The organism is Pseudomonas shiyinii (genome assembly GCF_056725765.1).
Genome location: NZ_CM161522.1, coordinates 1,552,676 through 1,564,144, shown reverse-complemented (window position 1 = coordinate 1,564,144; position 11,469 = coordinate 1,552,676). Strand labels below are relative to the sequence as shown.

The window sequence follows — 11,469 nt, the reverse complement described above, 5'->3', positions numbered from 1 at the left end:
TGCAAAGGGCCGCTGCGCGGCCCAATCGCCGGCAAGCCGGCTCCCACAGAGATCGCTGAGCTGTATCTGTGGGAGCCGGCTTGCCGGCGATTGGGCTGCGCAGCAGCCCCCGCGATCTAGAACTTGCCGTGCACCCGCACGACGACCCCAAGAAACTCGCACCCGTCTTCACACAGAACGGTCGGATACCGCGTATTCAGCGGCCTGAGCATGCGCTCTCCGCCCTCCTCGATCAGTTGCCTGAGGACCGCCGCCTTGCCCGGCTGCCGGGCGATCACCAGTTTGCCGGGCTCCGGATCGAGGCCCGTGTCCACCAGAATGAGCATGCCCTGGGGCACACTCATTCCGCTTGCCGCGTTCATCGAGTCGTTTTCAACAGGCAGCCAGAATGCATTGCCAGCCGGCATATAGTCGGTCTGCTCGGTCACTTCAACAGCGTCGGGCAAAGGGCCTTGCAGGTCGGCCCAGGCCAGGACCGGAAAGCGGAAACTGGCATAACGCAGCGCCTCGGGTGAAAGGGAGTGCTCTGGCGCATAGACGCCCAGGGGCTCACGCAACAGGCCACGCTCTACCACCATGACCTGGGCTTTGAGATAGACCAACCCGAGCTTTTCCAATTTTTCATTGATGGTCGCCAAGGTAGGCCTGCGGGTGCCACGTAACCAGTGGCCCACGCCGCCTTGGGTCATCCCAAGGCGTTCGGCCAGTTCCAGTTGGTTAAGGCCATGTTCACGCTTGTAGCGCGCGAGAAATTCGTTCCAGTTTTCCATGGCCGAGAACAATACGGGCTGGATCCAGCGCATCAATACACATCCTGAATTATCTTGCTTTAGATAAATAATACAGATTGACCTATGCTCCGTATCTACCACTCCGCAGTGACAGTGAGCAGGTATCAGGATGAAACCATCGAAAAACGAAGAAACAGATCTCGACAGCGAAGCCGCCCGTCGTGCGCTCGATTACTACCTCAACCCAGCTCCGCCGCGCCCTAGTCTGGACAACAAGATCTGGACCCTGCACAACGGCGTGACGGCTAGGCAGGCCCATAATCATGCACTGGCGCTGTTGCGCTGCGCCTCGGCCACCGCGCACGAAACCGCCACCCACCAACCCGAGGGCATGACCCGCGAGGTGGTGTTTGCCTTGATGCATATGGTGAACATGGCCCGGGCACTGCTGGAACACGAGCAGGCGGCATTGAAGGAAGAGAAATAAGGAGAGTCGTGATCGCCGCCCGGCAGCGATACCCCCGGTTGCCGGGAACAGGAAGCGCACCGGCAAAACTTTTTTACCGGATAGGTGAAAATTCATTTGACTGGCAAATGATAACGATTATTATTGCACTCAGCAGGTCGCGAGACCCGCTGGATAACCTGGAAGCCCTTAGGTCGGACTCTCAGATTATCTCCTCATCAGGCTAATCACGGTTTTTGACCCGGCTTTTTGCCGGGTCTTTTTTTTGGCTCTTCAGGCTAATGAAGATCGATTACCGCGTAATGGCCGCGATGATAGCAAAGGTGTGTCAATTCGTGAACGGCTGTAACAACGTTTTGCGCAATCAGCACTTGAGAATCACTATCGTTAAGATTAAGCTGCTTGCGCATCATGGATGATGCCCCCTCCCCCATCGAGCAAGGAGCTGTCTATGTCCCGTCTGCTATTGCCCGTTGCACAGGGCACTTCCGGCCTCCACTCTGCCGCCGAAGACGCTCTGCTCCATCAGCTCAAGCGCCTGCCGCGTCGCGTGCAGCAAGTCTTCCTGCTCAGCCGCCTCGACCAGCTCGGCTTCGCCGATATCGCCGAACACCTTGATTTGCCCCTGCTGGCGATAGAACGTCACATGAACCAGGCGCTGCAGGCTACGTGCGCTCCAGGCGATGCCCTGGCCAGCATCGGTGGCCAATGGTACGTACGCTTGCAAAGCCCGCAAGCCACCGCCAGCGAACGCATCGACTTCCGCCGCTGGCTGGACGCCGCCCCCGAGCACCTGCGCGCTTTCCACGACACCGAACTGCGCTGGCGCAGCCTGCTCGCCCCGGCTCGCCAGCTGGGCCATGACGGCTGGTACCGGCATGGCCGGGCGGCGCTGTCGTTGGGCGGGTGTTCGATTGCTGTCGGCCTCGGTGCCGCTGCGCTCCTCGTACTGGGCCTCTACCCCTTGTAGATACCGTCTTGACCCTCACCCCGCAAGGGCGATTTGAGGGTCAAACGGTTTACCGGACTTCACCACGCCATACACCAGGTGCAAAAGCTTGCGCATAGCAGCGCAAACTATCTGCTTATAGGCTTTACGCCGGCTGTTCAAACGCTCTGCCAGTGCCTTCACGACCGGGTTGTGTCTGATCGAGACCGTGCCTGACATCCACAAGCCGGCGCGCAGCCTCGGCGCTCCTGTGCGAGAAATGGTCGATTGGCCAATCTTCTCCCCCGATTGATGGATCATCGGGTTCAGACCTGCAAACGCAACAATGGCTGACGGGCTTTCGTATTTCAGCGGATCACCCAGTTCTGCGAGGATCAGTGCGGCTGTGGTATCACCCAGACCATCAATCGATGTAATCAGTTTTCGCCGTTGGCGCAGATCCGGATCGTCATCGATCGTCTGCTCAATCGCCTTGCGGGTTTTCTCTATTTCTTCGGTGATATGCCCAATTACAGCTCTGATTGACTCCTGCACAGCTGTCTGCGCCACATCCAGACGGTTCTGCTCCATCTGCTGCATTTCTTTCAGGTCGTCCAGACGCCGTACTAAGGCCCGCAAACGCCGCTGAGCTGGCGGCTCAGGCTCCCACTGACGGAGCTCATCCTGTTTTTGCTGGCCATAAGCAGCAATAACTTTGGCATCAGCCTTATCGGTTTTGACGCGTCGAAGGTCGGCCTCGGCAAACTTGGCAATTACGGCGGGATTCAGAATGCACACCCGGTAACCCTTGGCATGAAGGCAATCGGCAAGCGCCTCGTGATAAGTGCCAGTGGCCTCCATGACAACCCAGGCACGCGGTTCGGCATGTTTCTCAAGCCAGGTTGCGAACTGCTCAAAACCACTCGGATCATTGGACAGCTTGGCCTTGGTGCGAACCTTCCCATTGGGAAGTGGAGTCGCAATATCGAAGGATCGCTTGGCTACATCGACGCCAACAACAACAGACATGATCTTCTCCTTCAGACAACGAAAGTTCGATCACCCAGCACTCGGTTCAACCTTGTGAATGCGTGCTCACGCCGGGGGCGGGCACTAGATACCGTTCGAACTGTTCGAGTGGGGTTGGAGGGTCTGAGCGTTATCTACAATACGGGCTCGATGCCCTTGGAGCGGCTCCGCTTCATGACCCTCCCTCGATGATCAGTCGAGAACTTTCGCCTCTTGGAAGGCGAAAGTCGAGATACAAGGAGCGGCGCAAGGCTGCTCCTACAGGTGTTTCGGTAAATTCACTGCCCAGGCATTACACCGGCAGGTGTACAGTAGCGACACAACAAAGCCACAGGAGCCTGGCAATGACCGTGACGCTGTCCCCGCTGCACATCGACTGCGATTTCGATTCCGGCAACATTCAGGTACTGGACACCAGCGACCCGACCCGGGTGCACCTGGCCATCCGCCCCGACACCCATAGCGGCCACTTTCAGTGGTTCCACTTCAAGGCCAGCGGCCTGACACCAGGCCAGACCCACCGCTTCAGCCTGGACAACGCCCATCAGTCCTCCTACAAGAACGCCTGGGCCGGCTACCACGCCGTGGCCTCCTACGACCAGCAGACCTGGTTCCGCGTACCCAGCCAGTTCGACGGCAAGGCGCTGAGCTTCGAATTCGCAGCACAGCAGGAACAGGCCTGGTTCGCCTATTTCGAACCCTACCCGCGCGCACGCCACAATCAATTGATCGAACGCGCAAGGCAATTGCCCGGCGTCGAGTTGCTGGCCTGTGGGCGCAGTGTGCAAGGTCGCGATATTCCACTGCTGCGTGCAGGCAACGGCGCAGCCGGCAAGCGCAAGATCTGGCTGATCGCCCAGCAGCACCCGGGTGAACACATGGCCGAATGGTTCATGGAAGGTGTGATCGACCGTCTGCAAGCCAATGACGATACCGTCCAGGCTCTGCTGGCCGAAGCCGACCTGTACCTGATCCCCAACATGAACCCCGACGGCGCCTTCCTGGGCCATCTGCGCACCAACTTCAAGGGCAAGGACCTGAACCGCGCCTGGCAAGACGCCAGTGTCGAGTTCAGCCCCGAGGTATTCTTCGCCCAATCGCAGATGAAGCAGTACGGGGTGGATGCCTTCATCGACGCCCATGGCGATGAGGAAATCCCCCATGTGTTCACCGCCGCCTGCGAGGGCAACCCCGGCTACACCCCGCGCCTGGCGAAGCTCGAGGAGCAGTTCCGCAGCACGCTGTGCAGCGTGACGCCAGACTTCCAGACCGTGCATGGCTATACCCGCGACGAGCCGGGCCAGGCCAACATGACCTTGGCGTGCAACGCCGTGGGCCAGGCTTATGACTGCCTGTCACTGACCTTGGAAATGCCGTTCAAGGACCATGACGATGCGCCCAACCCCATCACCGGCTGGTCGGGTGAACGCTCGAAGGCATTGGCGGGCGCGGTGTTGGAAACCTTGGCGAAAATGGTCAAGGACTTGCGCTGAGCGAACCGACGTCATCGCGGGACAAGCCCGCTCCCACAGGTATAGCGCCGCGCGCTTGTCCCGCGCGGTCTCTGTGTGGAGCTTGTTCCGCGATGGGACTGCCAGGCGCCACAATACTGAAAGCCGTATGCAGAATGACTGGATTAGCTATCGGAAATGATTCGAGACTGTGCGCTGACACACACGGAAACAGCAGGAGAGATATGAAGATAATGGCAGGGGCGGCTGGATTCGAACCAACGCATGGCAGGATCAAAACCTGCTGCCTTACCGCTTGGCGACGCCCCTGTATCGGATACGACGAATGCCTGTGCACTGTCGCTCTGAAGACTCACTGACAACAACGCTGGGTCGCTGTGCTGGAATGGCCGGCACTATACCAACAGTCTTTTCACCTGGGAACCCCTAAGGTGAAAAAAAATGCCTTAAAACAGCAAGTTAGTCCTCTGCTCCGGGTTTCGGTCAGCCGTGGCATTGCCATCCGTCGCATTTTCCCGGCCTCGCTTCAACAACCGCGGCTTCCTTCATTCCAATCAGGTAAGCAAAGCCTGCGCATCACAAGGAGGGCGCCATGCCAGTTTCCCATGACCTCTACCAGGACCTTCACTACCCTCGCGAAATCGTCCAGCAGCGGCGCCAACAGGACAAGGAGCTGGACCGGTTGCTGGATGAATACATGGACATCGACAATCAGGTGCTGGCCGCCGAAGCGATCTCGGCTGGCAATGTCAGTGACGATGACTTGCACCGGCTCAAGGAGCGCCGGCTGGCGGTGAAGTACATGATCGAGCGGCAATTGGAGCGCCACCCCAAATAGCGAGGGGCCGCTGTGCGGCCCATCGCGGCACAAGGCCGTTCCTACCGGGAACGTGCTGCCACCTGTAGGAACGGGCTTGCCCCGCGATGCCCGTTTAGAAGAAGCCCAACGGGTTGATGTCGTAGCTCACCAGCAGGTTCTTGGTCTGCTGGTAGTGGTCGAGCATCATCTTGTGCGTCTCGCGCCCCACGCCGGATTTCTTGTAGCCCCCGAACGCGGCATGGGCCGGGTACAGGTGGTAGCAATTGGTCCATACGCGGCCGGCCTTGATGCCGCGGCCCATGCGGTAGGCGCGGTTGATGTCACGGGTCCAGACGCCTGCGCCGAGGCCGAACTCGGTGTCGTTGGCGATGGCCAGGGCCTCGGCCTCGTCCTTGAAGGTGGTGACGCTGACCACCGGGCCGAAGATCTCCTCCTGGAACACGCGCATGCGGTTGTTGCCCTTGAGCAGGGTCGGCTGGATGTAATAGCCGGTGGCCAGGCTGCCTTCGAGTTTCTCCACCTTGCCGCCGGTCAGCAGCTCGGCGCCTTCCTTCTGGGCGATCTCCAGGTAGGAGAGGATCTTCTCGAACTGTTGCTGCGAGGCCTGGGCGCCGACCATGGTGTCGGTGTCCAGCGGGTCGCCGCGCTTGATCTGCAGGACCTTCTTCATCACCACCTGCATGAATTCGTCGTAGATCGACTCCTGCACCAGCGCACGCGATGGGCAGGTGCACACCTCGCCCTGGTTGAAGAACGCCAGCACCATGCCTTCGGCGGCCTTGTCGATGAAGGCCGGCTCGGCCTGCATGATGTCCTCGAAGTACACGTTCGGCGACTTGCCGCCCAGCTCCACGGTGGACGGGATGATGTTCTCGGCGGCGCATTTCATGATGTGCGAGCCCACCGGCGTGGAGCCGGTGAAGGCGATCTTGGCGATGCGCTTGCTGGTGGCCAGGGCCTCGCCGGCCTCACGGCCGAAGCCTTGCACCACGTTGAGCACGCCCTTGGGCAGCAGGTCGCCGATCAGCTCGAGCAGCACGGTGATGCCCAGCGGGGTCTGCTCGGCAGGCTTGAGCACCACGCAGTTGCCGGCAGCCAGGGCCGGGGCCAGCTTCCAGGCGGCCATCAGCAGCGGGAAGTTCCACGGGATGATCTGCCCGACCACGCCCAGCGGTTCGTGGATGTGGTAGGCCACGGTGCTGTCGTTGATCTCGGCGGCGCCGCCTTCCTGGGCGCGGATGCAGCCGGCGAAGTAGCGGAAGTGGTCCACGGCCAGGGGGATGTCGGCGTTGAGGGTTTCGCGGATCGGCTTGCCGTTGTCCCAGGTCTCGGTGATGGCCAGGATTTCCAGGTTCTGTTCGATGCGGTCGGCGATACGTAGCAGCACATTCGAGCGGTCCTGCACCGAGGTGCGGCCCCAGGCATCGGCGGCGGCGTGGGCGGCGTCGAGGGCCTTGTCGATGTCCTCGGCGGTGGAGCGGGGGAATTCGGCGATCGGCTGGCCGTTCACCGGCGAGGTGTTGGTGAAGTATTCACCCTTGACCGGAGGAACGAACTCACCGCCGATGTAGTTGCCATAGCGGCTCTTGAAGGTGATTTTCGCGCCTTCGGTACCCGGATGTGCGTAACGCATGGTGTGGCTCCTGGTTTTTATCCGTTGTTTTAGGAGTGATCCTTGGCATGCATGGAAGCAAGTTGGAAGAAATAAGGAAAATCAATTTATCGTATTTCAAAAACAAGCTCAGCTTATAAAGGCAATCACGGGGGCAAGCCCGCGCCCATAGGAAGTGGTATTGCCCTTCATCACCCTGCCCGCGGCAGGTCCGCCAACACGCCTTCGATCTCCTCCAGCACCGCCGGGTCGTCCAGGGTCGACGGCGGCACGTAGTCCTGCCCGTCGGCAATCTTGCGCAATACGGCGCGCAGGATCTTGCCCGAGCGGGTCTTGGGCAGGCGTTTAACGAGGCGCACCCGGTTGAAGCAGGCCAGCGCGCCGATCTGCTCACGCACGTTGGCCACCAGCTCGGCCTGCAACTGCTGCTCGGTGACACCCTCGCCATCCTTGAGCACCACCAGCGCCAACGGCACCTGGCCCTTGATCTCGTCATGCACGCCGATCACCGCGCACTCGGCCACCGCCGGGTGACGCGCCACCAGGTCCTCCATCTCGCCGGTGGACAGACGATGGCCGGAGACGTTGATCACATCGTCGGTGCGTCCCATGATGTAGACGAAGCCATCCTCGTCCAGGTAGCCGCCATCCCCGGTGTGGTAGTAACCCGGATAGCTCTGCAGATAGGCCTGCAGATAGCGAGCGTGGTCGCCCCACAAGGTCTGGCTGCAACCTGGCGGCAAGGGCAGCGCAATGACGATGGCGCCCTGCTGGTTCGGCTCCAGTGGCCGGCCTTCGTCATCGAGCACCTGCACGTGGTAACCCGGCACCGCGCGGTTGCTCGACCCCGGCCGCGCTGCGCTGCCTTCCAGGCCTGCGCAAGGTGCGGTGACCGGCCACCCGGTTTCGGTCTGCCACCAATGGTCGTGCACCGCCTTGCCGCTGACACGCTCCAGCCATTGATGGGTACTGGAGTCGAGCTTCTCACCGGCCAGGAACAGCTGGCGCAGCGAGCTCAGGTCGTGGCGGCGGATGAGCTCACCTTCTGGGTCTTCCTTGCGGATCGCGCGCATGGCGGTGGGCGCACAGAACAGGCCGTTGACCTTGTACTGCTCCACCACGCGCCAGTAGGCCGATGCGTCCGGCGTGCGGATCGGCTTGCCTTCGTAGAAGACCGTGGTGCAACCGCTCATCAGCGGCCCGTAGACGATCAGCGAATGGCCGACCACCCAGCCCACGTCGGAAATCCCCCACCACACGTCACCGGCCTGCATCCCGTACACATGGCGCATGGCATAGCACAGCGCGACGGCATTGCCGCCGTTCTCGCGCACGATGCCCTTGGGTTTGCCGGTGGTGCCGGAGGTGTACATGATGTACAGCGGGTCGCCGGCATCCAGCTGCACCGGCGGTATTGGCTCGACACCGGCCAATGCCGCCTGCCAGTCGAGGTCGCGCCCTGGCTGCAGGTCGGCGTGGGCCTGGGGCCGCTGCAGCACCAGCACATGGCGCGGCTGGTGCCTGGCCAGTTGCAGGGCACGGTCGACCAGCGGCTTGTATTCGATCACCCGGTCGAACTCCAGCCCGCACGACGCGGTGAGCAGCAGCGCGGGCCGGGCATCGTCGATACGCAAGGCCAGCTCGTTGGCAGCAAAGCCGCCGAACACCACCGAATGCACCGCACCGATCCGCGCACAGGCCAGCATGGCCATGGCCGCCTGAGGCACCATAGGCATGTAGATGATCACGCCATCACCCTTGCCCACGCCCAGCTGTCGCAGCAGCCCTGCCAGGCGTGCCACTTCGTCGCGCAACTGGTTGTAGGTGAACGTCTGTTGCACGCCAGTCACGGGCGAGTCGTAGATCAGCGCCAACTGCTCGCCCCTGCCTTGCTCGATCTGGTGGTCCAGGGCCAGGTAGCAACTGTTCAGGCAGCCATCGGCGAACCAGCGGTGGGTACCGTCGGGGTTGTCCTGCAGGGTCAGCGAGGGCTTGCGGTACCAGGCCAGGTGGTCGGCCTGTTCGGCCCAGAAGGCTGCGGGGTCGGCGATGGAATGGGCGTAGCTGTGCTGGTAGGTCATGGTGGTCTGCAACCCGATACTTGTTGTTATTGAAGGGCGAACTTGGAGTATGGACCCCTACCCCACCCTCGCCATCGGACTTAAGTCGCAACCGATATGCAAGATTGCACGGGGCAGTCGCCCCATTGCGGTGCAAACGCCTAGAATAGGCCTCCCGTCAGCCACTGAGCCGTTTCAATGGATATCGATCAGGCCCGTACCTTCCTGGAAATCGTGCGCTGCGGCAGCCTGGTTGCCGCCGCCGAACGCCTGTTCGTGTCGCAGACGGCGATCACCGCGAGGGTGCAGCGCCTGGAGCAGCAACTGGGCTGCCAGCTGTTCGTGCGCAGCCGCAACGGCGCCAGCTTGACCAGTGATGGCGAGGCGTTCGTGGTCTACGCCAACCAGATGGTGCAGACCTGGGAAGCGGCGCGCCGCGACCTGCCGCTGCCCCAGGGCTGCCAGCAAGTGCTGCACGTAGGCGGCGAAGTGAGCCTGGCCAACCCGATGATGCTCGACTGGGTCAGCGCGCTGCACCATGAACTGCCCAGCCATGCCATCCGCAGCGAAGTGAGCGACGGCGAGTCGTTGCTGCGCAAGGTGGAGATGGGCCTGCTCGATGCCGCGTTGGTGTACCAGCCGACCTACGGGCCTGGTTTGCAGGTGGAGCAATTGATGGAGGAAAAGCTGATCCGCGTGCGCCGGGTCGGCCACCCCGACCCTTACATCTACATCGACTGGGGCGAGGCCTTCCGCCGCCAGCACGACGCGGCCCTGCCCGACTGTGCGCGCCCGGCGCTGAGTTTCAACCTCGGCCCGCTGGCGCTGCAGTTCATCCTCGACCAGGGCGGCAGCGGCTACTTCCGCACCCGGGTGGTGCAGGCCTACCTGGAGCGCGGGGTGGTCGAGCGGGTGCCGCAGGCGCCAGAGTTCACCTACCCGACCTTCCTGGTCTATGCCCGCAAGCGTGACAGCGAAGCCCTGCAACAGGCCTTCAGCGTGCTGCGCCGGCTGGTGGCAGCCGGCGACAGCGATTGGTCACAGCGCTGGGACCCGGTTATCTGAACGCTGCACGGCGGCATTGAGCAGATGCCGCTTGAGGCCTGCGATCAGGTCGGTCTGGGTGATCACCCCCACCAGGTGATCATCCTCCAGTACCGGCAGGCAGTGCAGGCCGTGATCGCTGAGCAGCGGCAACAAGCGATCCAGCGGGTGCTGGCTGCTGACGCTGATCACCCGTCGGCTCATCACCTGCTCCATGCGCACCGTATGGCGGCGGAACATCCCTCGCCAGCTGAAGCGCGCACGGGCCATGGCCGGGCCCACCAGGTCGCTCAAGCTGACGATGCCCACCAGGCGGCCGCCTTCGAGCACCGGCAGGGTCTTGAGGTGATGGCTCGAAAGCATCTTCCAGGCCTGTTCCAGGGTGGTGGCCGGCGAGGCGAACTGCACATCGCGGGACATCACCGAGGCCGCGGTGATGCCGCCCAGGCTGCGTTGCAAGGCATGCTGCTCGGTGGCCAGGATGATACGTTCGAGTTCATCGCGGGTGACGTCGACGAACTCGCCCAGCTCTTCCAGAGCCACATCCAGGTCTTCGCTGTTCACCCCTACCCGCTCGCTGGGCAGCGGGTCGTGGGTATGGTGCAGGTCCTTGCGTGGCAACGGCCCCTTGGGGTAGCGCACGCCGGTCAGGCGGTTGTAGCACGCCCCCACCGTGACCAGGATCAGCGCGTGCAACAGGATCGGCTCAAGCAGATGGTTGCCCAGCGCCACCAGACCTGGGTCGGCCAGCACCGCGCCAGCCGCCACCGCGCCACCGGGCGGGTGCAGGCAGCGCAGCAGGCACATCAACAGGATCGACACGCCCAGGGCGGCCGCGGCCACCCACAGCTCGGCGCCGAAGCCATGACGCATCGCCAGGCCCACTGCACCGGCCACGGCATAGCTGCCCAATACCGGCCAGGGCTGGGCCAGCGGGCCGGAATGCACGGCGAACACCAGCACCGCCGAGGCGGCCAGCGGGCCGAGCAGATGCAAGGCGACCGAGGGGCCAAAGACCATGCTGCACAGGGTGCCGGCCAGGAATAGGCCGAGTAGCGCACCGATACCGGCACGCAGCCATTCTTTGGGGGGGATGTTCAAGGGAGCAGGCAGCAGGCGCTGCAAACGGCTTTCAGGACGCGAGGCAGACATCAAGGCGATCGATCGTGTTCTTCTGGTTAAAAAGAAAGCCCAGCCAAATCGGCCTGGGCCCGGTATTGCGCATGCAATAGCTCAATGATTCCGTCCATGGAGATGGAAACTGGGAAGTTTCATGGCGGCGATTGTGCCGGGTGGGCTGGCAAGGG

General features: G+C 62.2%; 10 protein-coding genes and 1 tRNA gene. 5 read left to right on the top strand and 6 right to left on the bottom strand.

The window, feature by feature from the left end:
* Positions 1-116: 116 nt before the first annotated feature.
* Entirely contained in the window at positions 117-770 is a 654-nt protein-coding gene (locus ACXHGZ_RS07270; protein ID WP_480464009.1) for a LexA family protein, read from the bottom strand.
* Between the two features lie 130 nt (positions 771-900).
* Here ACXHGZ_RS07270 and ACXHGZ_RS07265 point away from each other — a divergent pair, with 130 nt between their 5' ends.
* Both ACXHGZ_RS07265 and ACXHGZ_RS07260 read left to right on the top strand, forming a co-directional pair.
* A complete protein-coding gene (locus tag ACXHGZ_RS07265; protein WP_480463062.1) occupies positions 901-1,218 on the top strand; it encodes a DUF6124 family protein in 318 nt (105 codons plus the stop codon).
* Positions 1,219-1,648: 430 nt separating this feature from the next.
* The gene (locus ACXHGZ_RS07260; RefSeq protein ID WP_480463061.1) at positions 1,649-2,167 is read left to right on the top strand and encodes a DUF4880 domain-containing protein; all 519 of its coding nucleotides are present in this window, start codon (positions 1,649-1,651) and stop codon (positions 2,165-2,167) included.
* Between the two features lie 15 nt (positions 2,168-2,182).
* Here ACXHGZ_RS07260 and ACXHGZ_RS07255 read toward each other — a convergent pair whose 3' ends face one another.
* Positions 2,183-3,154, bottom strand: coding sequence for an IS110 family RNA-guided transposase (locus ACXHGZ_RS07255; RefSeq protein WP_480460242.1), 972 nt, complete (start codon positions 3,152-3,154; stop codon positions 2,183-2,185).
* Positions 3,155-3,498: 344 nt separating this feature from the next.
* Between ACXHGZ_RS07255 and ACXHGZ_RS07250 the strand changes: the two genes are divergently transcribed.
* Complete coding sequence (locus tag ACXHGZ_RS07250) at positions 3,499-4,647, top strand: M14 family metallopeptidase (RefSeq protein WP_480463060.1); 1,149 nt, start codon at positions 3,499-3,501, stop codon at positions 4,645-4,647.
* 213 nt (positions 4,648-4,860) lie between these two features.
* Here the strand turns inward: ACXHGZ_RS07250 and ACXHGZ_RS07245 are convergent.
* Positions 4,861-4,935: transfer RNA gene (locus ACXHGZ_RS07245), tRNA-Gln, on the bottom strand.
* Between the two features lie 283 nt (positions 4,936-5,218).
* On the opposite strand from ACXHGZ_RS07245, the gene ACXHGZ_RS07240 reads away from it, so the two are divergent.
* Positions 5,219-5,464, top strand: a complete 246-nt coding sequence (locus ACXHGZ_RS07240) for a hypothetical protein (RefSeq protein WP_480463058.1) — start codon at positions 5,219-5,221, stop codon at positions 5,462-5,464.
* A gap of 94 nt (positions 5,465-5,558) precedes the next feature.
* Here ACXHGZ_RS07240 and exaC read toward each other — a convergent pair whose 3' ends face one another.
* Complete coding sequence (gene exaC / locus ACXHGZ_RS07235; protein ID WP_480463057.1) at positions 5,559-7,079, bottom strand: acetaldehyde dehydrogenase ExaC; 1,521 nt, start codon at positions 7,077-7,079, stop codon at positions 5,559-5,561.
* Positions 7,080-7,249: 170 nt separating this feature from the next.
* On the bottom strand, positions 7,250-9,139 hold the full coding sequence (locus tag ACXHGZ_RS07230; RefSeq protein ID WP_480463056.1) for a propionyl-CoA synthetase: 1,890 nt from the start codon (positions 9,137-9,139) through the stop codon (positions 7,250-7,252).
* A gap of 177 nt (positions 9,140-9,316) precedes the next feature.
* Between ACXHGZ_RS07230 and ACXHGZ_RS07225 the strand changes: the two genes are divergently transcribed.
* Positions 9,317-10,183 carry a LysR family transcriptional regulator gene (locus ACXHGZ_RS07225; RefSeq protein WP_084855425.1) on the top strand — a complete coding sequence of 289 codons (867 nt, stop codon included), beginning with the start codon at positions 9,317-9,319 and terminating at the stop codon, positions 10,181-10,183.
* Here the strand turns inward: ACXHGZ_RS07225 and ACXHGZ_RS07220 are convergent.
* Positions 10,157-11,314, bottom strand: coding sequence for an HPP family protein (locus ACXHGZ_RS07220; protein WP_480463055.1), 1,158 nt, complete (start codon positions 11,312-11,314; stop codon positions 10,157-10,159). The genes ACXHGZ_RS07225 and ACXHGZ_RS07220 overlap by 27 nt on opposite strands.
* Between the last annotated feature and the right edge of the window lie 155 nt (positions 11,315-11,469).